Origin of the sequence: Arthrobacter celericrescens, assembly GCF_003614925.1 — a bacterium.
GTDB classification, from domain to species: domain Bacteria; phylum Actinomycetota; class Actinomycetes; order Actinomycetales; family Micrococcaceae; genus Arthrobacter; species Arthrobacter celericrescens.
This window is the reverse complement of record NZ_QYLP01000069.1, coordinates 1-22,366: the sequence shown is the minus strand read 5'-3', so window position 1 is coordinate 22,366 and position 22,366 is coordinate 1. Positions and strand designations below refer to the sequence as shown.

General features: G+C 66.4%; 26 protein-coding genes. 13 read left to right on the top strand and 13 right to left on the bottom strand.

The genetic code is table 11. The features are described 5' to 3' along the window. The first annotated feature begins 446 nt into the window (after positions 1-446). Both D3654_RS12540 and D3654_RS12535 read left to right on the top strand, forming a co-directional pair. Positions 447-1,031 carry a hypothetical protein gene (locus D3654_RS12540; protein WP_120521826.1) on the top strand — a complete coding sequence of 195 codons (585 nt, stop codon included), beginning with the start codon at positions 447-449 and terminating at the stop codon, positions 1,029-1,031. Between the two features lie 273 nt (positions 1,032-1,304). After that, complete coding sequence (locus tag D3654_RS12535) at positions 1,305-1,787, top strand: hypothetical protein (RefSeq protein ID WP_245413208.1); 483 nt, start codon at positions 1,305-1,307, stop codon at positions 1,785-1,787. Between the two features lie 26 nt (positions 1,788-1,813). Here D3654_RS12535 and D3654_RS12530 read toward each other — a convergent pair whose 3' ends face one another. Next, positions 1,814-2,827, bottom strand: coding sequence for an EamA family transporter (locus D3654_RS12530; protein ID WP_205571794.1), 1,014 nt, complete (start codon positions 2,825-2,827; stop codon positions 1,814-1,816). Between the two features lie 107 nt (positions 2,828-2,934). Between D3654_RS12530 and D3654_RS12525 the strand changes: the two genes are divergently transcribed. Beyond that, positions 2,935-3,477: a CGNR zinc finger domain-containing protein gene (locus D3654_RS12525; RefSeq protein ID WP_120521824.1), complete on the top strand. Its 543-nt coding sequence runs from the start codon at positions 2,935-2,937 to the stop codon at positions 3,475-3,477. Between the two features lie 63 nt (positions 3,478-3,540). Here D3654_RS12525 and D3654_RS12520 read toward each other — a convergent pair whose 3' ends face one another. From D3654_RS12520 to D3654_RS12510, 3 genes are all read right to left on the bottom strand, one after another. Beyond that, positions 3,541-3,900: a hypothetical protein gene (locus D3654_RS12520; protein ID WP_120521823.1), complete on the bottom strand. Its 360-nt coding sequence runs from the start codon at positions 3,898-3,900 to the stop codon at positions 3,541-3,543. Between the two features lie 69 nt (positions 3,901-3,969). Then, entirely contained in the window at positions 3,970-4,518 is a 549-nt protein-coding gene (locus tag D3654_RS12515; protein ID WP_120521822.1) for a hypothetical protein, read from the bottom strand. A 129-nt stretch (positions 4,519-4,647) separates the two neighbouring features. Further along, positions 4,648-5,988, bottom strand: a complete 1,341-nt coding sequence (locus D3654_RS12510; RefSeq protein WP_120521821.1) for an MATE family efflux transporter — start codon at positions 5,986-5,988, stop codon at positions 4,648-4,650. 96 nt (positions 5,989-6,084) lie between these two features. On the opposite strand from D3654_RS12510, the gene D3654_RS12505 reads away from it, so the two are divergent. Next, on the top strand, positions 6,085-6,519 hold the full coding sequence (locus D3654_RS12505) for a DoxX family protein (protein ID WP_120521820.1): 435 nt from the start codon (positions 6,085-6,087) through the stop codon (positions 6,517-6,519). Positions 6,520-6,609: 90 nt separating this feature from the next. Here the strand turns inward: D3654_RS12505 and aztD are convergent, their stop codons facing one another. After that, on the bottom strand, positions 6,610-7,905 hold the full coding sequence (gene aztD / locus D3654_RS12500) for a zinc metallochaperone AztD (RefSeq protein WP_120521819.1): 1,296 nt from the start codon (positions 7,903-7,905) through the stop codon (positions 6,610-6,612). Between the two features lie 135 nt (positions 7,906-8,040). Between aztD and D3654_RS12495 the strand changes: the two genes are divergently transcribed. Continuing rightward, positions 8,041-8,979 carry an acyl-CoA thioesterase gene (locus D3654_RS12495; RefSeq protein ID WP_120521818.1) on the top strand — a complete coding sequence of 313 codons (939 nt, stop codon included), beginning with the start codon at positions 8,041-8,043 and terminating at the stop codon, positions 8,977-8,979. Here D3654_RS12495 and dnaB read toward each other — a convergent pair. After that, positions 8,976-10,358, bottom strand: coding sequence for a replicative DNA helicase (gene dnaB / locus D3654_RS12490; RefSeq protein WP_115788306.1), 1,383 nt, complete (start codon positions 10,356-10,358; stop codon positions 8,976-8,978). The genes D3654_RS12495 and dnaB overlap by 4 nt on opposite strands. Before the next feature lie 643 nt (positions 10,359-11,001). Between dnaB and D3654_RS12485 the strand changes: the two genes are divergently transcribed. Together D3654_RS12485 and D3654_RS12480 are read left to right on the top strand one after the other, a co-directional pair. Next, the gene (locus D3654_RS12485) at positions 11,002-11,484 is read left to right on the top strand and encodes a hypothetical protein (RefSeq protein ID WP_120521817.1); all 483 of its coding nucleotides are present in this window, start codon (positions 11,002-11,004) and stop codon (positions 11,482-11,484) included. Between the two features lie 3 nt (positions 11,485-11,487). Beyond that, on the top strand, positions 11,488-12,063 hold the full coding sequence (locus D3654_RS12480) for a hypothetical protein (protein ID WP_120521816.1): 576 nt from the start codon (positions 11,488-11,490) through the stop codon (positions 12,061-12,063). Positions 12,064-12,101: 38 nt separating this feature from the next. Here the strand turns inward: D3654_RS12480 and D3654_RS12475 are convergent, their stop codons facing one another. Further along, on the bottom strand, positions 12,102-12,425 hold the full coding sequence (locus D3654_RS12475) for a TFIIB-type zinc ribbon-containing protein (RefSeq protein WP_245413207.1): 324 nt from the start codon (positions 12,423-12,425) through the stop codon (positions 12,102-12,104). Positions 12,426-12,496: 71 nt separating this feature from the next. Beyond that, positions 12,497-13,123 (bottom strand): FMN reductase, encoded by a 627-nt coding sequence (locus D3654_RS12470; RefSeq protein WP_120521814.1) that lies wholly within the window; start codon positions 13,121-13,123, stop codon positions 12,497-12,499. 236 nt (positions 13,124-13,359) lie between these two features. On the opposite strand from D3654_RS12470, the gene D3654_RS12465 reads away from it, so the two are divergent. Genes D3654_RS12465 through D3654_RS12450 form a run of 4 tightly spaced genes read left to right on the top strand, consistent with a single transcriptional unit; the run spans position 13,360 to position 18,029 of the window. Further along, entirely contained in the window at positions 13,360-14,787 is a 1,428-nt protein-coding gene (locus D3654_RS12465) for a GntP family permease (protein ID WP_120521828.1), read from the top strand. A 43-nt stretch (positions 14,788-14,830) separates the two neighbouring features. Next, entirely contained in the window at positions 14,831-16,081 is a 1,251-nt protein-coding gene (locus D3654_RS12460) for a CaiB/BaiF CoA transferase family protein (protein WP_120521813.1), read from the top strand. Then, positions 16,078-17,037, top strand: a complete 960-nt coding sequence (locus tag D3654_RS12455; protein WP_120521812.1) for a beta/alpha barrel domain-containing protein — start codon at positions 16,078-16,080, stop codon at positions 17,035-17,037. Before D3654_RS12460 ends, D3654_RS12455 begins: the two co-directional genes overlap by 4 nt. 2 nt (positions 17,038-17,039) lie before the next feature. Next, positions 17,040-18,029, top strand: coding sequence for a 2-hydroxyacid dehydrogenase (locus tag D3654_RS12450; RefSeq protein ID WP_120521811.1), 990 nt, complete (start codon positions 17,040-17,042; stop codon positions 18,027-18,029). A gap of 55 nt (positions 18,030-18,084) precedes the next feature. Here D3654_RS12450 and D3654_RS12445 read toward each other — a convergent pair whose 3' ends face one another. Then, the gene (locus D3654_RS12445; RefSeq protein WP_120521810.1) at positions 18,085-18,876 is read right to left on the bottom strand and encodes an IclR family transcriptional regulator; all 792 of its coding nucleotides are present in this window, start codon (positions 18,874-18,876) and stop codon (positions 18,085-18,087) included. 77 nt (positions 18,877-18,953) lie between these two features. Here D3654_RS12445 and D3654_RS12440 point away from each other — a divergent pair, with 77 nt between their 5' ends. Both D3654_RS12440 and D3654_RS12435 read left to right on the top strand, forming a co-directional pair. Then, complete coding sequence (locus D3654_RS12440; protein ID WP_120521827.1) at positions 18,954-19,373, top strand: DUF1801 domain-containing protein; 420 nt, start codon at positions 18,954-18,956, stop codon at positions 19,371-19,373. A 177-nt stretch (positions 19,374-19,550) separates the two neighbouring features. After that, the gene (locus D3654_RS12435; RefSeq protein WP_120521809.1) at positions 19,551-20,093 is read left to right on the top strand and encodes a hypothetical protein; all 543 of its coding nucleotides are present in this window, start codon (positions 19,551-19,553) and stop codon (positions 20,091-20,093) included. 180 nt (positions 20,094-20,273) lie between these two features. Here the strand turns inward: D3654_RS12435 and rplI are convergent, their stop codons facing one another. The 4 genes from rplI to rpsF form a co-directional block, all read right to left on the bottom strand. Next, positions 20,274-20,726 carry a 50S ribosomal protein L9 gene (rplI, locus tag D3654_RS12430; RefSeq protein ID WP_120521808.1) on the bottom strand — a complete coding sequence of 151 codons (453 nt, stop codon included), beginning with the start codon at positions 20,724-20,726 and terminating at the stop codon, positions 20,274-20,276. Positions 20,727-20,743: 17 nt separating this feature from the next. Next, complete coding sequence (rpsR, locus tag D3654_RS12425; protein WP_003800144.1) at positions 20,744-20,983, bottom strand: 30S ribosomal protein S18; 240 nt, start codon at positions 20,981-20,983, stop codon at positions 20,744-20,746. 126 nt (positions 20,984-21,109) lie between these two features. Then, positions 21,110-21,694, bottom strand: a complete 585-nt coding sequence (locus tag D3654_RS12420) for a single-stranded DNA-binding protein (protein ID WP_120521807.1) — start codon at positions 21,692-21,694, stop codon at positions 21,110-21,112. Positions 21,695-21,749: 55 nt separating this feature from the next. Then, the gene (rpsF, locus tag D3654_RS12415) at positions 21,750-22,055 is read right to left on the bottom strand and encodes a 30S ribosomal protein S6 (RefSeq protein ID WP_021473324.1); all 306 of its coding nucleotides are present in this window, start codon (positions 22,053-22,055) and stop codon (positions 21,750-21,752) included. Positions 22,056-22,366 lie beyond the last annotated feature (311 nt).

Here is a 22,366-nt window from a genome sequence, read left to right as displayed (position 1 = left end):
CTTCCGCAACGAATGGCAGTCCCAGCACATGACCGCCCTCCAGAAGGTCGCCCAGGCCCTCGACGAAGCCGGCAAGAAGGCCACCAAAAACGCCAACGAGCAGGAACAGGCCTCGAACTAACGCTCAGCAACACACGGAAGCCCGGACACACAGTGTCCGGGCTTCCGGCAGTTAAGCGGATCATCGCGCTCTTCCACGCAGTTTCGTAACGTTCAGCGAATTAGCGCACAGAAACTTTGCATAATTTTCGGCCTCGGGCTATCTTCTCTTAGGTCAGCCTAACTCGCCCCAACGAGTCAAGGCGTAGCGCCGTTCGACCGCGATCCAACCAGCCGAGAGGCCCTCAGTGGGAAACTCCCCGCGGGCCTGGCAAACGTGGCTTACCCCCGCCACGGTTCGGATACCGGAACGGTCCTCCCCCCAGCACCCTCATTAAGGACTTACGATGCTTCGTGCCGCCACGGCCGCTCTTTTGGCCGCCCCTCTCGCCCTCGCTGCCCTCACCGGATGCGGCGCCCAGGCCGCCCCAACCCAGGCCGCCCAAAAGGAGGAAGGTTTCACCGTCCCGGCCGGCGTTCAGAAACAGTACGAAGTGCTCGCCGAAGAGCTCGCGGAAAAGGGCAAAACGGTCGAGTCCGGGGAATGGACAGTCAACCTGATCACGGAAGCTGCCGAACCCTGGTTCGACGAGCACGCAACGCACTTCCGTGCGCCGAAAGCCGGCGAAACACATCACATCGAGATCATCCCGACCGAGACCTCCACGGGCCGGATCGTTCCCGACGTGCCGATAACCCTCGAAGTGGTGGATGCCCAGGACAGGGTCGTCCAGGAACTGAAGCTGAACTTCTATTACTCGACCTTCTACCACTACGCCAACAACTTCACCGTGCCTGAAGCAGGCACCTACACGCTGCGCGCCACCCTCGGCGTTCCGGGCTTCAACCGCCACGGCGAAAAGTCCGAAACTCCAGCCCTGGCCAAGGGAACCACGGTGGAATTCACCGATGTGGAGCTGACGAAGGAGTAGCCACGGCTGCCGGGGCCGATTCGTCGCCCCTGTATTCCGGCCCGGGCGGCCCTCAAGGGGGCTTCCCGGGTCTGCCTACCGACCCCTCCTTCCAAGGACCATGATGACTTCTTTCAGCGCATCTTTGCGGTTCAAGAAATGACGGCCCCAGCACCGGTCCGGACCGATTCGCCACAGGTTGAGACGGCAATTGCGCCGGCACCGCTGACGCGCAAACAGGCCCGACGCCTGGTCTTGCTCGGGATACTGTGCACCGCCGGATGGCTGGCTTCTGTGCTTGTCGGGCAGTTTGTGGACTGCGGGCCCGAACTCCACAGGCTAGGCCTCGCCGTTCACATCCTGGCCCTCGTGCTGTCCTTCGGCACGATCCTGGTGGTCGACTGGCTGGGGCTGCTGTGGCTGCTCGGCAAAGTGGAAATGCACGCATCCGGGAAACTCGAAGCCACTGCGAAACCGCTGATTTGGGGCGGCCTCGCCCTGCTGTTGATTTCCGGCGCACTGATCGACCCCGACCTGACCAACCCGGTGACCGCGGTCAAGCTCGTTTCCGTGCTCATACTGATGCTGAACGGCCTCAGCATCGGCCCCGCCATGCACCGCTTGCTGGCTCTCCCGCCGCACACACGCTTCAGCGAGCTGACCCACGGCCTGCGCCTTCGGCTCATGATTGCGCTCACCGTTTCCCAGGCCTGCTGGTGGACCGCCGTCCTTATCGGCCTCATCAACAGCACGTTGCGTCGCTGGACCGGCGCCTAGGTCCCTCAGCTGAAATTGCCCGCCGGCTAAGGCTCCCGGGGCCCTGCCGGGACCGTCCGCACGGAAGGCACGGGTTCGACGTCGTTCGCGTGGTCAAGCTCCGCGCACGGCTCGGCACCGCCGGGCAGCGCAACGGCCAGGCGCTCGGCGCGGAGTTCGTCCACGCGCACCAGCACCACGCCGCAGATGATCAGCGCGCCGCCCAGGAGCTGGACAGTGCTGGGCAGCTCGGACAGCAGCAGCCAGGCCCAGACGACGGCGAACAGCACCTCGGTGAGCGAAATGAAGGACGCCACCTTGGAACCGAGGCTGCGGGCCGCCATGATGCCGGTGACATAGGACAGCACGGTGGACAGCAGCACCAGGCCTGCGACGGACACCCACCACGGGGTGTTCCACGGGCCGAGGTGGGTGTCGGCGGTGCTGAAGGACATCGGCAGAAGGCCGAAGGCAGCGGCCGCCCACATGACGATCGCACCGGCCAGGAGACCGCCGCCGGCCAGGACCAGGGGCGGAAGTCCGTCGTTCTGCTTGGCCGTGATGAAGAAGTAGATCACCAGGCAGACCGCGGCGGCCATGCCCCAGAGCACGCCGACGAAGTCCACCTTGACGGCGCCGGTGAGGTCGAGCACGAAGACCAAGCCGCCCAGGGACAGCAGGGTGCCGATCGCGGTCAGTGCGCGCGGACGGCGCCGGGTGGCCACCCAGAGCCAGAGCACGATCATGGTGGGGGCAAGGTATTCGAGCAGCAGGGCAACGCCCACGGACAGGCGCTCCACGGCGTTGAAGTAGAACAGCTGGCAGCCGGCCACACCGATGAGGCCGAACAGCAGGATGGTGAGCCAGTTTTCCTTGAGCTGGTGCCAGCGGCCGCGGAGTGCGACGGCGGCGGGAACCGCCAGGACCAGTGCGGCACCGCTGAGGCGGACCGCGACGGCGGCGCCCGGCGTCCAGCCTGACTCCAGGAGGGATTTCGCGAAAGAGCCGGACAGCCCGAAGACCGCCGAGGAGAAAAGCGCGACGCCCAGGCCGGAGGCCATGAAGCCTGCCGCGCCCCGGCTCTTGGCAGCTGACACAGCTCGCCTCCTGTCAGGAGTAAAATGGGTTACGCTCCTGACAATACTCCCAAGCCAAGTAAGGAGTCAAAGTGCTTTTTGCACCTGACACTGAAGTGGCCCTGCGCGCCGTCGTCAACCTGATCAACACCGCTGCCAACGGAGGCGAGGAACTGGTCACCCCGGAGGACCTTGACGCGTTCCTGGACGCCGAAGAATTCACCGGCGTGCGGGCCGGAACGGAGCGGGAACTCGAGAGCGTGAAGCGGCTCCGCAAGGAACTCGCCGCGCTGTGGACGGCTGACGAGGACACCGCCGTGCAGGCGATCAACCAGCTGCTGGTGAAGGCGAAGGCACTCCCCCAGCTCGTGAAGCACGACCACTGGGACTGGCACCTGCACGCCACCACGCCGGACGCGCCGCTTGCCGACCGCATGGGCACCGAGGCTGCCATGGCGCTGGTGGACGTGATCCGCAGCAAGGAGGGCGAGCGCATGCGGGTCTGCGCCGCGGAGGACTGCGATGCCGTGGTCCTGGACCTGAGCCGGAACCGCTCCAAGCTCTACTGCGACACGGGAAACTGCGCCAACCGGGCGCACGTGGCCGCGTACCGGGCGCGTCGCGCGAGCGCATAGGGGCGGCGAGCGCATAAGGGCGGCGCGCCTTGGACGGCTGGCATCCAGGACGCCCGTGCCGGGTCAGTTGGTGCCGGGTCCCGGCGTCTCGGGCTTTTCGGGACCGGAAGATGCAGGGCCGGGAACGGCGCCGCCGTGGCTGCCGGGCCTGCGGGACGTCAGATTGACGCCGGAGCCCTTGCCCAGGTGCTCGGCGTTTTCCTTGTAGCTCATGGAGAGCATCGCGGCCATGACCAGGCTGACAATGAACGCGATGCCGCCGCCGGTGAAGGCGAGGTCGAAGCGCGGCGAATGGCCGCTGCCGCCCGAGGCGAAAATCAGCACCGCGAAGAAGACCAGCACGCCCCAGAATGCGGAAAACATCAGCGGGCCCTTCACCGAGGTCCGCATCTTGCGCGGCTCTCCTGGTTTCTGGTCTGCCAAGGTGGTCCTCCAATGGTGCCGGCGCTTCGCGCGCCTCAAGAGTTCTACAGAAAGTAGAAGGTACGGTTACTAGTTTACGTCCTCGGCGGGCGCGCCGTGCCCACGGTCTCCGTGGCCGCCGGCGTCATGCCGCAGGCTCAAGCCGGAGAGCGTCCACAGGACCCCCGTAATGATGGCGCCGCCGCCTGCGACACCCAGCAGGGCGTGCGCTCCGAGGTTGGTGAAGAACGGCAGCAACGCCGCCGTTCCAATGCCCACGACGCCGGAAATCAGCCAGTCGCGTGCCAGCACCTGGCGTCCGCGCTGGCGCAGCCCCTGCACCACTTCCCACACGCCGAGCACCAGCAGGGCAAGGGCGGCCGAAGCGGTGGCACCGGCGTCGGACTGGGTCAGCAGCGCACCCACGCCGCCCAAGGCGACCACCGCGGCGATCCCAAGCGGGGCGCTTCCGCCCCGTTGCACCGGGAAGATCCGCAGCACAGGGAAGATCCGCAGCACCGCAAACGCCGTCGCCAGCAGGTAAAGGCCGAGCGCCCAGGCGAGGACCTGCACGGACGGCGCACCCCAGAACACCGTCACGGCCCCGAAAACGAGGGCGATGGCGGCGCGCAGCAACACCGGCTTCCAGGGCGCGGCGCTGTCGGAGCCGGAGAGCCAGGAAGGGACAGATGCTGACGAGGAGGGGGAAGTCACCCATCCAGTTTAGCGATCAGAACCCGCCCTGCCGTCGGGGCGGCCGGCGCCGGGTCAGGACCCCAGCACCATCCACTTGTCGTTGCGCGAGCGCAGGCCCAGGGTGACTCCGCGGGCCAGCATGTAGCCCAGCCCGAAGGCCGCCCAGAGCCAGAGCAGCCCGGCCGCTCCCCCGGGACGGGCCAGGTGCACGGCCGCCAGCAGCGGCAGGTAGAAGGCGAGGTTCACGACGCCGGCGATCGCCAGGTAGCGGGCGTCGCCCGCGCCGATCAGCACGCCGTCGAGCACGAACACGAAGCCGGCCAGCGGCTGCCCGGCGGCCAGGATCCAGAGCGCCCCGGTCAGCGCCGACTGGACGGCGGTGTCCGACGTGAAAAGCAGGCCGGCCCACGGCGCGGCGACGGCCAGCAGCACCCCGGTTACGACGCCGAAGCCCAGCCCCCAGCGGATCATGGTGCGGGTGAGTTCCCGGGCCTGGGCGGGCCGGGCGGCGCCGAGTTCCTTGCCGATCAGGGCCTGCGCCGCGATCGCGAGGGCATCCAGCGCGAAGGCCAGGAAGGAGAAGATGGTCATGGTGAGCTGGTGCGCTGCCAGGTTCACCGCGCCCTGCGAGGTGGCCACGAGCACGGTGGCGAGTATCGCCAGGCGCAGCGAGAGAGTGCGGAGCATCAGCCAGGAACCCACCGTGGTCATGGCCCGGATTCCGTGCCAGTCCGGCCGCAGGGATACCCCGTGCCGGCGGGCATTGCGGCCGACCATCACCAGGTACACCGCGGCCATTGCCCACTGCGCGATGCTGGTGCCGAGCGCCGACCCGGCGACCGAGAGGTGCAGCCCGTAGACCAGCACCCAGTTCAAGGCGATGTTGAGGGCGAAGCCCGCGGTTGCCACCACGAGCGGGGTGCGGGTGTCCTGCAGGCCGCGGAGGACGCCCGTCCCGGCGAAGATCAGCAGCATGGCCACCAGCCCGGGCATGGACCAGCGGAGGTAGTCGACGGCGAAGCCGCGCACCTCTCCCCCGGCGCCGAACAGGTCCACGAGCGGCCCGGCCGCGAAGAAGCCGGCCACCGCCAGTACCGTGCCGAGCAGCAGTGCCAGCCAGACGCCGTCGCGCCCTGCCGCGAGGGCCTTGGACAGCTTGCCGTCGCCGATCGCACGGGCGACCGCCGGCGTCGTCGAATAAGCCAGGAAGACCATCAGCCCGACGGCGGTGTGCAGCAGCGTGGATGCCAACCCGACGCCGGCCAGTTGGCTTACGCCGAGATGGCCCACGATGGCCGAGTCCGCCAGGAGGAACAGGGGTTCGGCGATCAGCGCACCGAAGGCCGGAACGGCGAGGCGCAGGATCTCGCGGGCATGGGAGGGGTTGGCGGCACGGGCTACGGTCTGGGGCACTTTTCCACCATAACGGGCAGGGCGGACAAGCTTGGGTCCCGTTGTTTCACGTCACATTTACTTGACACTTCAAGCAATTTTCGGAACGCTGGAATCATGAACAAGTCCACCCTGACCAACACAGCCCTTACCGTCCTGCGCGTCATCGTCGGATTCATCTTCGCCGCGCATGGCTGGCAGAAATTCAATGAATTCACCATCGCCGGCACCCAGGCCGCCTTCACCCAGATGGGAGTCCCCGGCGCATCCGTGGTGGCACCCGTCGTCGCCGGCCTGGAACTGGTGGGCGGCATCGCCCTCATCGCCGGCCTCCTGACCCGCGTCTTCGGTGCGCTCCTCGCAGTGGACATGCTCGGTGCACTGGTGCTGGTGCACGCGCTGGCCGGCGTCTTTGTCGCCAACGGCGGCTATGAACTCGTGCTTGCCCTCGGCGGCGGCGCCCTCGCCCTGGCCTTCGCAGGCGCCGGACGGGCCTCCGTTGACGCCGCAGCCTTCGGCCGCAAGGGCTCCAAGCTCGGCGTGCTCGCGTAAACTCCTCCTTCAACTGGAAAACGCACCCGTTTCGGCGGGTGCGTTTTCGCGTTAAGGGAGCCTCGGCTTAGGGCGTCAGCGCAGGGGGACTCAGCCCTCGACGCCGGTCAGCTCGTTCGGCACGACGTCCAGGACGGCGCTCTTGAGCACCTTGCGGCTCTTCAGGTCCACGGCATGGATCTTGCGGGCGTCCGGCTCGGTGACGAACGCCGTCGAGCCCTGCACGAAGAGCGTGGGGCGGGGGTCCTGCCAGGTGGTCGATTCGGTCCACGGAGCCGTCACCTTGATGGTCGTGGTGACCTTGCCGGTGGCGGGGTCGATCACGCGCAGGCCGCCGTCGGTTCCCAGCACCAGGGCCTCGCCGGCCGGGCCGCGGCCGAGGGAGCGGAAGGAGTAGCTGGTTCCGAGGTCAACGAGCCGCAGCGTGGCGGTGTCGGTGTTGACCAACGAGATGCGGGTGGGGCGTTCCAGTTCAGCATCCTTGTCCACCTTGTAGTCACCCAGGATCACCGGCGATTCCTCGGATCCGGCCTGGTTACCCATGCGTCCGTACTTATCGGGGCTGGCCACCTTGCTGAACGTGCCGTCCTTGTAGATCAGCATGCCGTTTTCGCAGCCGAGCACCACGGTGCCGTGCGCGGCGACGGCCTCGCCGTGGACGCCGGGGCAGTTTTCGTTCCGGGCGATTTCCTTGCGGTCCTGGCCCTTGCCGGGGCCGAGCACGACGGCGCCGGAGCGGCTCTCGTCGTTGCCGAGGGTCACCAGCAGGCCGCCGTCCTCGAGCGGAACCGCGACGCCGTGATGGGCTTCCGCTGCGGTGTAGACGTCCGTCTCCGGCAGGCCGTTTGCGAGGGCCTTCGCAAGCCCTGCGGTGTCGAAGCTTTCGACCCTGCCGGAGCCGTCGCTGAACAGCACCGCCTTTCCCGCGTGGCGCACGACGTGCCCGGACTTGCTGGCCTCGAAGGCACGTTCCGTGAGGCGCGGTTCGCCCGCGTAGTGGTGGCTGTGGTCGCCGTGCGGCTCGCTCCAGGAGCCGGCGTCGAACACCCGGAAGGCGTCGCCGGTGGAGACCAGCACGTGGCGGCCGTCGCCGGCCGGGTTGAGGCGGTTGAAGCCGTCGATCTCCGCACCGCCAACGGGCTTCAGGGTCTTGGCGTCGAGGACTGTGATGCCGCCGTCGTGGGTCAGGACGAGGCGCGGCGTGGGCCCTTGCGCTTCCTTGGCGGCAGGCCGGGACGCCTCGCTGTCCGGGGCGGTGGAAGCCGCTCCCGCGGTTCCCGGAGCGGCGGCACCGGCGCAGCCGGCAAGCAACAGGGCCGTGAGCGCCGCGGACGGGGCCGCGAGGGCGCGAATGAAACGGGGTTTGGATGAGGGTTGAGTGATCATGCGCTTAACAATAACGATTCTCATTAGAAGTAAAGAATTGTTGCCGGACCCTTCCGGACACCGCCGCCCCGAACGGCAGGTGACGGGCGCCGTCACACAAGGCACCGCCGTCGGGCCCGTAGCTAAACTCGCCTCATGAGCGAGCCTGCACCGCACTCCGTCACCCTTCGCTTCCTCGCCGCCCCCACCGACGTCGGGCACAGCGGTTCGGTGGACGCCGGCACCGTCCTGGAATGGGTGGACAAGGCGGCCTATGCGGCGGCCGTGGGCTGGGCGAAGTCCTACTGCGTGACGGCATACGTCGGCAACATCCACTTCAGCGATCCCGTGAACAGCGGCGACATGGTGGAGGTGGAGGCGACCATCGTCTACACGGGCCGCTCCTCGATGCACATCCGCACGGTCACCTCGGCAGCCGACCCCAAGGGCGGCCCGGCCACCATGCGCAGCCAGTGCCTGGTGATCTTCGTGGCGGTCGGCGCGGACGGCAAGCCGGTCCCGGTTCCGCAGTTCACGCCGACGACGCCGGCCGAGATCGAACAGCGCGACAGCGCCCTGGCGCGGATCGCCGTGCGCGAGCAGATCGTCGAAGCAATGAACGCCCAGGAATATACCGACGCCGGAACGGCCGAGCGCGTGGTGCTGCGCTTCATGGCCTCCCCCACCGACGTGAACTGGGGAGGCAAGGTGCACGGCGGCATCGTCATGAAATGGATCGACGAGGCCGCCTACGTGTGCGCCTCGCGGTACTGCGGCCGGGACACCGTGGCGGTGTTCTCCGGCGGGGTACGTTTCTACCGGCCGCTGCTGATCGGCGACGTCGTGGAGGTGGAGGCGCGCCTGGTGTACACCGGCAACAAGGGCATGCACGTGGCGGTCCACGTGCGTTCCGGCAGCCCGAAGAACCGGGAAATGAACCTCACCACCTACTGCCTGACGGTGATGGTGGCGCGCGACGACAGCGGAACCTCGGTGCCGGTGCCCCAGTGGGTTCCGGTCAGCGACGAGGACAAGCGGCTGCACGCGCACGCCCGGGAACTGCTGGAGATCCGGGCGCAGGCTCCCCGTTCCTAGAAGCCGCCGCCGCCTGAGTCGCCCGCCATGTTGGCGAAGCGCGAGTAGTGGCCCTGGAAGGCGACCACGATGTCCTTGGTGGGGCCGTTACGGTGCTTGGCCACCAGGATGTCCGCCTCACCGGCGCGCGGGGATTCCTTGTCGTAGACGTCTTCGCGGTGCAGCAGGATGACCATGTCGGCGTCCTGCTCGATGGAGCCGGATTCACGCAGGTCCGAGACCATGGGGCGCTTGTCCTGGCGCTGTTCGGAGCCACGGTTCAGCTGGGACAGGGCGATGACGGGCACCTGGAGTTCCTTGGCGAGCAGCTTCAGCGCACGGGAGAACTCGGAGACTTCCTGCTGGCGGGACTCCACGCGCTTGCCCGAGCTCATCAGCTGCAGGTAGTCCAGCACCACGAGCTTGAGGTCGTGCTGCTGCTTGAGGCGCCGGCACTTGGCCCGGATCTCCATCAGGGACATGTTGGGGCTGTCATCGATGAACAGCGGGGCATCGTTCATGCGGCCCATCGTGGTGGCGATCTTGGACCACTGCTCGTCCTTGATGGTGCCCTTGCGGAGGTCCTGGAGGCTGATAGTGGCCTCGGCCGAAAGCAGGCGCATGGCGATTTCGTTCCGACCCATTTCCAGGGAGAACATCACGGTGGCGAGGTTGTTCTTGATGGCGGCCGAGCGGGCAAAGTCCAGCGCGAACGTGGACTTACCGACGGCGGGACGGGCCGCGATGACGATCATCTGGCCGGGGTGGAGGCCATGCGTGAGCTCGTCGAGCTCATAGAAGCCGGTGGGGACCCCGGTCATTCCCTCGCCGCGGTGCCCGGAAGCCTCGATTTCGTCCACGGTGGATTCCATGACGTCCTTCAGGGCGACATAGTCCTCGGCGGTGCGCCGCTCGGCCACGGCGTAGACCTCGGCCTGGGCCTGGTTGACCAGGTCCTCCACTTCGCCGTCCTGGCCGTAGCCCATCTGGACGATCTTGGTTCCGGCGTTCACGAGGCGGCGCAGCACTGCCCGCTCCGCGACGATCTCCGCGTAATAGCCGGCGTTGGCCGCGGTGGGAACCGTCTGGATGAGCTCGTGCAGGTAGGCGGGACCACCGATCTTGTTGATCTCGCCGCGCTTGGTCAGTTCATCCGAGACGGTGACGGCGTCGGCCGGTTCGCCGCGCCCGTAGAGGTCGATGATGGATTCGTAGATGGTCTCGTGGGCAGGACGGTAGAAGTCATGGCCGCGGACGATCTCCACGACGTCCGCAATTGCATCCTTGGACAGCATCATGCCGCCGAGGACCGACTGCTCAGCCGCTATGTCTTGCGGGGGCGTCCGGCCCAGCTCGGATGAGCGGCCGCCCTCAATCGAATCCAGGTGCGTAACTGACAAAGCCGTCCTCCATGTGTACCGCCGGTGCGTCAGGCAGCCGGGGCGCACACCCGGAAGGGGCTGCCGGCCGCCTGGAATCTGCCGATGTCCCATACTCGCCGAGGGCACCGACAATTTTCCGCCGGCGTCCTTGAGGAACCGGCAGAACCGGATTTCCCCAGCAATCCACCGATTATCCACAGGGAAATCCACAAGGCCCGAAACGGACCTGTGCGCAAAGCTCCGGCGGCGGCAAAAACGGGGCAATCCACGTACCTGAAAGGGGTACTGAGACACGTTATCCCCGCTTTTTCGGGGAGCCAAGCCGGGCCTGTGGATAACCCGTGGATAACTTGGCCACGCTTGTGCACAGCCTGTGCATCGCCCTGTGGAAAGCAAAATAGTTTCCTTCAGAACCCGCCTCTGAGCTGGGAAAACACTTCGAACAGGCTGTGCAGGAAAAGTATTTTCCGGCGTTCCCCATCCACAGCCTCAATGCCGAGGGACGCATGGACAGCACGCCCGACGCTCCCTTCAGGGCGAAAATATGCCCGGAATGTGATGCTGCCCACAAATTCCCGGAGAATTTGACAGCGCCCTCTCAAAAAGCATGCCCGGTTGGGAATGTGCTGTGGATAACTAGCAACTGGCATAAGCTCTAATCATGGACTTCACCTTGGGGGATGCGCTGATTGTCGCCGTACCTGTGGTCATCCTCTTGATGGTGCTTTGGGGCGTGAACCAGGCCTTCAAACCCAGGGACTTCGGCATCTCGGACGCCGAGCGGTACCAGCGCGAACTTGCCCGGCGTTCCGCAGCACACCAGGCCGAACAGGTCCAGGCCGCCCTGGCCGCCCGTGCACGGGCCACTGCCTCCACAACGTCCGCCGCCTCCACGCTCCCGCGGCAGAACCAGCCGAACCACCCTGAGCGGCGGGCCCCGCAGGGCCCGGTGGCTCCGAAAACAGGAGCTCCGGCGTCGGGCCGCCTTCAGGCGGTGCTGCCCGACGGGCAGCTGAATCCGGACTTCGTACGGCAGTTGCAATCCCTGGCCAGGAACGGGCAGAAGATCCAGGCCATTAAACTTCTACGGGACTACACCCGCGCGGACCTGCTTACCGCAAAGAACTACATAGATCGGCTCTGATACATGGAATCCCTGATCATCCCGGCCCTGATCCTGGTTGCCGTGGTCATCGCCGTCCTGCTGCTCAACCGCAGCCTGAGCCGCCGGGCCACGGACTACCGGGCAGCACACGACGCCGCCAACGCGCCAGTGGATGCCGTGGAACTTGCCCGCGAATCGGCGGCCAAGCTGAACGAGGAGCAGCACCGCCGGCTGTATTCGCTCATCGCCCAGGGGCAGGCCATGGCCGCCATCAAGCTGTACCTCAGCAGCACGGGAGAGGGCCTGCGTGCCTCCCGCGACGCCGTCGCCGCCCTTGCGGCGCACCCGCAGCCGTTCCGGCAGCCCGAGCCGCCGCCCGCGGACCTGCTCCCGGACGATGAAGAACCGGAACGCTTCCCGTACCGCTACCGGGCCATCGCCAGCAAGGGAGACGTGATCCGCGAGGTCAGCAGCAACATGCTCAACGACGACATCTACGGCCGCATCCGCACCCTGGCCAAGAGCGGCGACGTGGAGGCTGCCGCCCTCGCCCTGGTGCGCCACTCGGACATTTCCATCGCGCAGGCGCGCGAATTCATCGCCCTGCTCGACGACTGAACAACCCCGCCGCCAAGGAACGCAGCAACGCGGGGCGACTAGAAGTCGAAGAGGTCCCCCAGCCAGCCTTCCTTCTTCTTCTTGCGCCGGTCGTAGTCGCGGTCGTAGCCCTTGTTGTAGTTCCGGTCGTTCCGGTCGTCGTAGCGGGGCCGTTCGAGGTAGTCGCGGTTGTAGTGCGGCGGAGGGGTGGGCGCGGGCGGAGCCTGGCGTGCGGGCGGCACGGACTGCCCGCCGTACTGGGTGGCGGCCCGGTCGATGATCTTGTCGAGCTCACCCCGGTCCAGCCAGACGCCCCTGCACTGGGGGCAGTAGTCGATCTCCACGCCGTTCCGGTCGGTCATCACCAGGTCATTTGAATCCACAGGACATTTCATGACCCGCTCAACGATCCGGGCGGCGGAAAAGTTCGGCCCGCCCGCCGACCTGCCGCCGCTTACCGGCCGCCCGTGATCCCCGCCAGGAGCTGCTCGAAGGGCAGGGACGCCAGCGGGTCGGCCTTGCGGTGCGGCTGCTCCCCGCTCAGCAGCTGCACCAGTTCCCCGGCCGCGCGGTCCACGCGGGCCGACAGGGGCGAGCCGCCGCCGTCGTTGTTTCCCCAGTCCTGGGGACCGGCGAAAACGGACGTCTGCGTCATGCGGGCGCGCAGGTAGCTGAAGAGCGGGCGCATGGCGTGGTCCAGCACCATCTGGTGGCGGTCGGTGCCGCCGGTGGCGCCCATCAGGACCGCCTTGCCGTCCAGCGACTTCGGGTCGAGGACGTCGATGAAGGACTTGAACAGACCGCTGTAGGAGGCGCTGAACACCGGGCTGACAGCGATGATCCCGTCGGACTGCTCGACGCCGGCAATCACCTCCGCAAGGCGCGGACCCGCGTAGCCAGTGACGAAGTTGTTCGCGATGTCCACGGCGAGCTCGCGCAGTTCGATGACGTCGACCTGCGCGTCGTAGCCTGCCTCACCGAGCTGCCGCGTCGCGGAGGCGGCGAGCTGGTCGGCGAGCAGGCGGCTCGACGACGGGACGCCGAGTCCGGCGGAAAGGACGGTGATGCGGCGGGTCTCCATGGCGTTCTCCTGATGCTCGATGGTTCGATTTACAGATTACATGCATTTGCATCTATACCACCAAACCACGGCGCCCATCGAAGTATTCCCGCCCGCCATGCAAGCAGCCCGAGGCGTACCAAAAGGCTTGCATTATGAGTTCAAACCCATAATATGGGATTAGCAATGTGGCCCGGCTCACGGTACACATCAGTTCCCAAGCCTTCACCGTGGAAGGCCCAACGATCGGATTCCCCATGTCAGACATTGCCGTCCTCATCAACACGGCTGTAGCGGTGCTGGCCGCCGTCCTGCTGATCGTCCGTTTTCGAGTCAACCCCGTCATCTCCCTTGTCCTCGCCTCCGTCTACCTCGGACTGGCAGTTGGACTGGGTGTCGAAGAAACCGTCAAGACCATCACCGGCGGCTTCGGCGAAATCATGGTCGACGTCGGCCTCCTGATCGCCTTCGGCGTCCTGATGGGCTCCATCCTCAACCAGAGCGGCGCCATCCGGCGCCTGGTGGAACACCTCCTCAAGACGTTCGGCCCAAAGCGCCTCCCGTACACCATGGGCCTGGCCATCGGCACGCTGCTTCAGTCGATCTTCCTGGACGTCCTGCTGGTCATCTCCGCCCCGCTTGCCCGGAAACTAGCCCCAAGAATCGGCAAACTGGGTACGGCCCGCATGGCCGCGGCCATGGCCATCGCCCTGGAGTGCGGCATTGTCTTCACGGTGCCCGGCGTCGCATCGCTGGCGCTGGCCGGCCTCCTGAATGTGCCGCTGGGCAAGATGCTGCTCTTCGGCCTGCTGCTCGTCATCCCCACGATCATCATCTCGATCGCCGTCATGACGTTCCTCTTCCGCCGCGGCTTCTGGAATGAAGCCCGGGACGAGGACCACACGTTCGTGGCCGAGGAAGACAGCGAAGGCGAGGAACCGGAGAACTACCTCCAGAGTGCGCCGGCTCCGGCCACGAGCACAGCGTCGGGCACCCAGCCCAGCGGCAGCGCCGTGACGGTCATCGAACGGGAGCGCAAGGAAACGCCGCTGATCGTGCTCTTCGCCCCGCTCCTCACGTCACTGCTGCTCATCGGTGCCGGAGCGCTGCTGGAGATTTTCGAGATCGACCTTCCGTGGCTGCAGCTCCTCGGCGAACCGGTCATTGCCCTGCTCATCGGACTGATCGGCACCTGCCTGGTGACCCGCGCGTCCATCGGACAGCAGAAGGTGGAGGCCGCCATCGCGGTCGGTTTCAAGGAAAGCGGCCAGATCCTCATCCTCACGGGCGTCGGCGGTTCCCTCGCCGCCACCGTGAAGGCCGCCGGGCTCGGCGACATCCTCGGCGGGTTCTTCTCCGCAAGCACGGTTGCGCCCCTGCTCGTTGTCTGGGCCATCGCCGCGATGCTGCACATCGCCGTCGGCTCCGTGACCCTGTCCGCCATCACCGCGGCCGGACTGCTGGCACCCATCGCCCCGGCCATCGGCCTGGATCCGGTCCTCCTGGCCCTGGCCGCCGGCGCCGGCTCGCTCTTCATGGTTCACGTCACCAGCAACACATTCTGGCTCCTGCAGTCCCTCCTGGGCCAGAGTGTCAGGGGTGCACTGAAATCGGTCACGGTGGGCGTCTCGGTTGCCTCCGTCGTCGCGATCCTCCTGATCATGCCCATGAGCCTGCTCTTCTAACCCGCACCGCGCCACCACGAAGCACCAAGCACGAAAGAAGACCATGACACACGAAACAATCGCCCCGCTGGACGGCGTCCGGGTCCTGGAACTCGGCAACTACATCGCCGCGCCCACCGCGGGCAGGCTCCTCGCCGATTTCGGCGCCGAAGTCATCAAAGTGGAGCGGCCGGGCACCGGTGACGAGCTGCGCAACTGGCGGCTGCACAAAGGCAACACCTCCCTGCTCTACCGCACCCTGAACCGCAACAAGAAGTCCGTGGTCCTGGACCTGCGGACCGAGGCCGGCAAACAGGCCGTCCTCGCGCTGGTGGCGAAGTCGGACATCCTGCTGGAAAACTTCCGGCCGGGCACGCTGGAGAAATGGGGCCTCGGCCCCGAGGTCCTCAATGAAGCCAATCCGGACCTCATCGTCACCCGGATCTCCGCCTTCGGGCAGACCGGGCCGTTGTCCGAGCGGCCGGGGTTTGCCGCCGTCGCCGAAGCCTACAGCGGGTTCCGCAATCTGGTGGGCGACCCGGACCGCGCACCGGTGCGCGTGGGCGTCTCCATCGGGGACTCGATCGCGGGGCTGTATGCCGCCTTCGGCTCCATGATGAGCCTGTACCAGCGTGAAGCTCGACGGCGGAACGCGGCCGGCGCTGTTCCGCTCACCGAACGCATCATTGACGTTGCGCTGAACGAGGCGATGTTCTCCATGATGGAATCGCTCATCCCGGATTACCAGGGTTACGGCGTGGACCGGCAGCGGGTGGGCGGCCGGATGGAAGGCATTGCGCCGTCGAATGCGTACGTCTGCAAGGACGGTGCGAGCATCGTGGTGGCCGGAAACGGTGACTCCATCTACCAGCGGTACATGCAGACCATCGGCCGGCCGGACCTCGCAGAGGATCCTGAACTGCAGAGCAACGCCGGACGCTGGGCGCGGCGCGAGGAACTGGACCAGGCAATCGGCGAGTGGTCCGGGCAGCTTACCGCCGCCGAGGCCCTGGCGGCCCTCGACGCCGCAGGCGTGCCCGCCGGCCCCATCTATACCGCGGCCGACATCAGCACGGACAGCCAATATGCCGCCCGCGGCATGATCCAGAAATTCGACGTCTCCACGGGCGAAGACATCCTTCCCGGGGTGGGTTTCCCCGGCATCGTTCCGGTGATCGGAGACCAATCCCTGCCCATCCGGAACCTCGGCCCGGACCTGGGCGAAAACACCCGGGAAATCCTCGGCGGCCTCCTGGACATGGACGCCGCACAGATCGAAGCGGCGTCCGGCCGCAAGGAGGCCCTCCAAGCATGAACCGCTTTGCAGACACGACGCTGGGCGACGCCATTCTCCGGGATGTCACGCTCCGCGACGGGCTCCAGCTCACCGGCAAGCTCCTGCCGACGGAGCAGAAGATCCAGGCTGTCCGGGAACTCCTCCGCCTGGGCGTGCCCGCCATCGAACTCGGATCCATGGCGCGCCCGGACCTGGTACCCACCATGGCGAACACATTGGAGGTGGTGCAGGCCCTCACGCCCGAGGAACTCGAGAAGTGCTGGATCTGGGTGGCGACGCCGGGCCACGTCGCCAAGGCTTCTGCAGCCGGGGCGCGGAACTTCCAGTACTGCCTGTCCGCCTCGGATTCGCACAACAAGGCGAACATCGGCCGCACCACGGACGAAAGCCTCGCCGCGTTGCCCGAGGCGGTCGGGTACGCCCGCGCCGTGAACGGGCAGATCCAGCTCTGCATCGCGACGTCCTTCACATGCCCCTTCGAGGGATACGTCCCGGAGGAGCGCATCCTCGCCATCGCCAACGATCCGCGGGCCGAGGGCACCACGGACATCGTCATCTGCGACACCCTGGGCCAGGCCGTCCCGGCCCAGGTGTCCCGCTTGATAGCCCGTGTCCGCGACGAGTCCCCCGCGCGCAGGATCGTCTACCACGGCCACGACACCTGGGGCCTGGGCGTGGCCAACACCCTCGCGGCGATCCAGGCCGGGGCAGCCATGGTGGATGGCGCCCTCGGCGGCCTGGGCGGCTGCCCCTTCGCCCCGGGAGCCAGCGGGAACACTTCCAGCGAGGACATCCTGTTCGCAACCCGGCCCGGGTGGCTCACACCCGGCACCTTCGGTGAACTGGTGGTCCTCTCCGAGAAGCTGCTCGCCGAACTCGGCGAGCCGAACCGCTCGAAGTCCGCCCAGGGAGCGCGTTCCCGCGCGGCCGCCTTCGACTGGGTGATCCCGTCGGCCACCGCCGGGGGCAACTGAGCGTGGGCGCCCGGTTCCTGGTCACCACTCCTATCCCGGAGCCCGGCCTGCGGCTCTTGTCCGACGCCGGCCAGGTCACCGTCCTTCCCGAGCCGCCTGACTACGCGACCCTTTCGAGGCTGTGCGCATCGGGAAACTACGACGTCGTCCTCACCCAGTTGCGCGACGTCGTCGACGCGGACCTGCTGGCCCATGCCCGGGTCAAGGGCGTCTCCAACTATGCGGTGGGCTACAACAACATCGACGTCGACGCCGCCACGCGCCACGGGATCATGGTGGGCAACACCCCCGGCGTCCTGACGGATGCGACGGCGGACATCGCCATGCTCCTCATTCTTGGCACCGCCCGCCGCGTCGTAGAGGCCGACACCGTGGTCCGTGCGGGAAAGTTCCTCGGGTGGGAACCGGAGTTCATGCTGGGCCGGGATGTCTCGGGGGCAGTCCTTGGCCTCGCCGGCTTCGGCAGGATCGCCCGTGCCGTGGCCAGGCGGGCCCTGGGCTTCGGCATGGAGGTGCTGTTTGCGCCGCGCCCGCCCGGTGACCGTCCGGTCGACGACGGCGAACTGGGCGAGTTCGCGGGCAAGGTCCGGCAGGTGCCGTGGCCGGAGCTCGTGGAGCGCAGCGATTTCCTGTCGCTGCACGTCCCCCTGAACGCCCAGACCCATCACTTGGTGGACGCGGCCGTGCTGGCTGGCATGAAGCCCGGCGGCATCCTCATCAACACGGCCCGCGGACCGGTGGTGGACGAGGCCGCGCTGGTGGACGCCCTCCGCGCCGGTGTCATCGCCGGCGCCGGCCTGGACGTGTTCGAGGACGAGCCCCGGCTCGCGGCGGGCCTTGCGGAACTGCCCAACACCGTCCTCCTGCCGCACGTCGGGAGCGCCACCGTGTCCGTGCGGGCCGAGATGGCCCGGCTCAGCGCCCTGAACGCCATCGCCATGGCCGAGGGCCGCTTGCCGCTCCACGCCGTCAACCCGCCCGTGCGGGCATGACGGGCCGCGGCGGCATGACCGGCCGCGCCCCAGCGGGCCGGGACCGGGGTACATCCTAGCCCTCTCCGGGGAACCGTCCGCCGATCAGCCGCGTCATGTGCTCCGCAGTGGCAAGCAGCGGCTCCACCCAGGCCTCGCAGGTCTCCAGGGGCATGCGCAGGGTCGGCCCACTGATGGTCACCGCACCCACCAGCGCGGCCGCCGAATCGAAAACCGGGGCCGAAAGACCCGATGCGCCGTCTTCCCGCTCACCTACCGTGATCGCGAACCCGTCGGCGCGGGTCTTCTTCACCGCGTTTTCCAGTTCTTCCGAGCTGGTGATCGTGTAGTCCGTGATCGGCTCCAGGGGATCCTGCAGCACGGCCTCCATCAGTTCCGGGGACCAGGCGAGCAGGACCCTGCCGGCCGACCCGGCGTGCAGCGGCACAATCTTGCCAAGGTGCATTTCGCGGCGCAGCGCGTGGTGCGTGTCTGCCATCGCCACGCAGACGCGGTAGTGCTGCTCCGCCTTGAAGAAGCAGGCCGTCTCGCCGGTTGTATCGCGCAGGGTTTTGAGCAGTGGGCTGAGGATGTCCACGACGTCCATGCCACGCGTGGCCGGCGCAGCCCAGTACGCCATCCGCATGCCGATCCGGTACGCGTCGCCTTCGCGGTCCAGGAACCCTTGCGAGGTCAGGTTGGTAACCAGCCGCTGCACCGTGGACGTCGGCATGCCGGTGTGCTCGCGGATGTCGCTGAGCTGCAGTACGGGCTTCGACAGGGAGAAAGCGTCCAGGATGGACGTGATCTTGCCGAGGACCAGCAGGGGGTTGCCGTTGGCCCTCGCGGAAGCATCGGATGCTGACATAAGTCTCACGCTAAACGCTGACCCGGGGTCACGCCAATCCTCTGGCAGCGCCCGTGGCGGTCTGCGAAACTACCGCCATGGATGAGAACAAGACGCAGCCCACCGCCGTGCCCGTCGAAGAGTTCCTGGCCGCGGTGGAGCATCCCGTCCGGCGGGCGGACGGCTTCGCACTCCTGGACATGATGCGGGAGGTGACCGGGCTGGAGCCCGTGATGTGGGGGCCGAGCATCGTGGGCTTCGGGACGTACCACTACAGGGGCGCCAGCCGCGAAGGCGATACGGCCGCCGTCGGCTTCTCTCCCCGGAAAGCCAATCTGGCGCTGTACGGGCTGATTTATGGCCCGGACGCCGAGGAACTGCTGCCCCGGCTGGGCAAGCACAAAACCGGGGTGGGATGCCTGTACATCAACAAGCTTTCCGACGTGGATCCGGGCGTGCTGGAACAGTTGGTCCGGACCGGTTACGACTACGTAATGACGGAACTGCACCGGCCCTGAGAACCAATTTCGCGAGGGCACATTCGACCCCCGCGGGGCGTATCGCGAGGCGCGGCCGGGGAGTAAGATCACGGCAGGCTGGGTCGTCGTCGCAGCCGGTATCTGGCGGGCCGCCAGGCACCGCAAGTGACACTTTCCGTATCTGTGCGCAGATCTGCCCGATCGAAAGCCACCACCATGCTCAGTAAACTCAGCCCATTCGTCACTGCCCTCTTCCTCGGCGGCCTCACCGTCATGGGAGCTGCCCCCGCCAATGCGGAGGTCGTCGAACGCTACAGCCTCGACTTCTCGACCAGCGGCGTCGTCGACGACTTCTGCGGTTCGGGACTGCAGCCGTCCTTCACCTATGACCAGACCGGCTCCGGCTCCATCAAGACGCGCGGCAGTGACCTGCTGTGGTTCCACGAGGAGAGCAGGGTTGTCCAGACGTTCACCTACAACGGGATGACCGTGACGGACATCCAGCCGAACACGCTCGCCAAGGACCTCAAGATCGTCGACAACGGCGACGGGACGCTCAGCATCACTGTGCTTTTGACCGGAGAAAACCGGCTTGTCGGAAGTGACGGCAAGCTCCTCGCCAAGGGCGACGGTCAGATCCGCAGGCTCCTGACGTTCGACACGGCCACCGGCGATTTGATCAGCGAAGAGCAGATCTTCGGTTCGACCGGAACGAACGACGACTTCTGCGACGCAATCCTGGCCCACTGGGGCGTCTGACCCCGGCCCGCCCGCCGCAGGCTTTCCCTGAAGGGGTTGCGCGAACGGGCAGATAATGCCCCTTTTCCGCGGGCTAAAGGGCATCAGCTGCCCGTTCGCGCTTCGAACACCGGACGAAGTTAAGGCAAAAGACCCCCGCCTCCGGAAATCCGGGAGCGGGGGCCTTTCGTGCAGCGTGAGCTACTTCGCAGCAACGACCTCGAGGTCGATGACAGCGGAAACGTCCTCGTGCAGGCGGACGTTGGCCTGGTACGAACCAACAGACTTGATGTGGTTCGGCAGTTCAACGTTGCGCTTGTCGATGGAGCCGAGACCGGCAGCCTCAACAGCAGCAGCGACGTCGGCCGGCTTGACGGTGCCGAAGAGACGACCGGACTCGCCGGCCTTCACAACGAGCTGGACCTTCTTGGCGGACAGTGCAGCAGCCTGGGCCTGGGCAGCTTCAACCGAAGCGTGGGCGCGGGCAGCACGTGCAGCCTTGATGGACTCAACCTGCTTCTCGCCACCACGGGTCCAGGTCAGAGCGAAGCCGCGGGGCAGGAGGTAGTTACGTGCGTAACCGTTCTTGACCTCGACAACATCGCCAGCAGCACCGAGACCGGTAACTTCGTGGGTCAGAATGAGCTTTGCCATGTTAGTTAATCCCTTCCTTAGCCGCGGCCAGCGCCGGAGTAGGGCAGCAGTGCAACTTCGCGGGCGTTCTTGATTGCCTGGGCGATCTTGCGCTGTTCCTGAACGGTAACGCCAGTGACGCGACGAGCGCGGATCTTTCCGCGGTCGGAGATGAACTTGCGCAGCAGTGCTACGTCCTTGTAGTCGATGACGGTGATGTCAGCGGCCTTCAAGGGGTTGGACTTTGGTTTGGGCTTACGGAGTTCAGCCTTAGCCATCGTGGAGCTCCTTTTCTATGGAGCCCGTGGATATTGATCCACGGGATGGTGGTGCCCGACAGCGTCTGCCACCTTGGGTGCCTTGCGGCACCCGGGCGGGTTCCGGCGTCGGACGTGAATGTTTGTTTAGAAGGGAGGTTCGGAATCCGGGCCGTTGCCCCAGCCGCCTGCATTGCTGACACCGGGGGTAGCCCACGGGTCGTCCTGCTGTGCGGGCTGGTTGCCACCGCCCCATCCTCCACCGGGGTTGCCGCCCTGGTTTCCACCAGAACCGCCCCCGAAGCCACCGCCGCCGCCGAAGCCGCCCTGGTTGCCGTTGCCGCCGCCGAACCCGCCACCGCCGGAGCGCTGGGTACGGTTGACCTTGGCATTGGCGTACCGGAGGCTGGGGCCGATTTCGTCGACCTCAAGCTCGATGACGGTGCGCTTCTCGCCTTCCTTGGTTTCGTAAGAGCGGCTCTTCAAGCGGCCGGAAACGATGACGCGCATGCCCTTGGTGAGGGATTCGGCCACGTTCTCGGCTGCCTCGCGCCACACCGACGCGCGGAGGAACAGGGTTTCCCCGTCCTTCCACTCGTTGGACTGGCGGTCGAAAGTCCGGGGAGTAGAAGCGATGGTGAAGTTCGCTACTGCCGAGCCAGACGGGGTGAACCGCAGCTCCGGGTCATTGGTGAGATTACCGATGACCGTGATAGTGGTTTCGCCTGCCATCTACTGCCTCCTTTTTCGTTCCTACGGGGTAAAGATTGGAAAGTCGGGAGCTGAATTACTCAGCAACAACCTTCTGGTCTTCGGGGCGGATGATCTTGGTGCGCATGATGGTCTCGTTCAGAGACAGCTGGCGGTCAAGTTCCTTGGCGGTAGCCGGCTCAGCGGTGAAGTTCACCACGGCGTAGATACCTTCAGACTTCTTCTTGATGTCGTAAGCCAGGCGACGACGGCCCCAGATGTCAACCTTCTCGATGGTTCCACCATCGGTGGTGATGACATTCAGGAACTTCTGAAGCGACGGCTCAACGGTACGCTCTTCGACCTCGGGGTCGATGATTACCATCAATTCGTAAGGACGCATATGTGAACCCACCTCCTTTGGGCTAAGCGGTTACGGTATTTCCGTAACAGGAGGTTCATTTGCGATGCCGTGCAAGGCTCCGCCACCGAAAGTTCGGGGGCAGGGCGCAGCACAGACTTCAATATCTTAGTCCATCTCCCACACCCAAGGCTATTCGTGGTGTCTGGGCGGGGGAACGGCCCGGTTGCCGTATGTGGAAAACCGGGCCGCGGCGGCGCCGGGTGCCGCTAGGGCGTGTCTCTAAATTCGGCCCGGCGCTCTTTGGCATGCTTGTTGGGTGTCTCGTTTTGCGCAGCTGACTGATGAGCAGT

Coding starts and splice junctions, on each gene's coding strand:
- D3654_RS12505 (WP_120521820.1), top strand. CDS start 6,085: ATGAACAAGTCCACCCTGACCAACACAGCCCTTACCGTCCTGCGCGTC.
- D3654_RS12435 (WP_120521809.1), top strand. CDS start 19,551: ATGCTCAGTAAACTCAGCCCATTCGTCACTGCCCTCTTCCTCGGCGGC.
- D3654_RS12470 (WP_120521814.1), bottom strand. CDS start 13,123: ATGGAGACCCGCCGCATCACCGTCCTTTCCGCCGGACTCGGCGTCCCG.
- D3654_RS12460 (WP_120521813.1), top strand. CDS start 14,831: ATGACACACGAAACAATCGCCCCGCTGGACGGCGTCCGGGTCCTGGAA.
- rpsR (WP_003800144.1), bottom strand. CDS start 20,983: ATGGCTAAGGCTGAACTCCGTAAGCCCAAACCAAAGTCCAACCCCTTG.
- rpsF (WP_021473324.1), bottom strand. CDS start 22,055: ATGCGTCCTTACGAATTGATGGTAATCATCGACCCCGAGGTCGAAGAG.
- D3654_RS12455 (WP_120521812.1), top strand. CDS start 16,078: ATGAACCGCTTTGCAGACACGACGCTGGGCGACGCCATTCTCCGGGAT.
- D3654_RS12530 (WP_205571794.1), bottom strand. CDS start 2,827: ATGGCCTCCGGCCTGGGCGTCGCGCTTTTCTCCTCGGCGGTCTTCGGG.
- D3654_RS12420 (WP_120521807.1), bottom strand. CDS start 21,694: ATGGCAGGCGAAACCACTATCACGGTCATCGGTAATCTCACCAATGAC.
- aztD (WP_120521819.1), bottom strand. CDS start 7,905: ATGATCACTCAACCCTCATCCAAACCCCGTTTCATTCGCGCCCTCGCG.
- D3654_RS12445 (WP_120521810.1), bottom strand. CDS start 18,876: ATGTCAGCATCCGATGCTTCCGCGAGGGCCAACGGCAACCCCCTGCTG.
- D3654_RS12540 (WP_120521826.1), top strand. CDS start 447: ATGCTTCGTGCCGCCACGGCCGCTCTTTTGGCCGCCCCTCTCGCCCTC.
- D3654_RS12480 (WP_120521816.1), top strand. CDS start 11,488: ATGGAATCCCTGATCATCCCGGCCCTGATCCTGGTTGCCGTGGTCATC.
- rplI (WP_120521808.1), bottom strand. CDS start 20,726: ATGGCAAAGCTCATTCTGACCCACGAAGTTACCGGTCTCGGTGCTGCT.
- D3654_RS12440 (WP_120521827.1), top strand. CDS start 18,954: ATGGATGAGAACAAGACGCAGCCCACCGCCGTGCCCGTCGAAGAGTTC.
- D3654_RS12495 (WP_120521818.1), top strand. CDS start 8,041: ATGAGCGAGCCTGCACCGCACTCCGTCACCCTTCGCTTCCTCGCCGCC.
- D3654_RS12485 (WP_120521817.1), top strand. CDS start 11,002: ATGGACTTCACCTTGGGGGATGCGCTGATTGTCGCCGTACCTGTGGTC.
- D3654_RS12465 (WP_120521828.1), top strand. CDS start 13,360: ATGTCAGACATTGCCGTCCTCATCAACACGGCTGTAGCGGTGCTGGCC.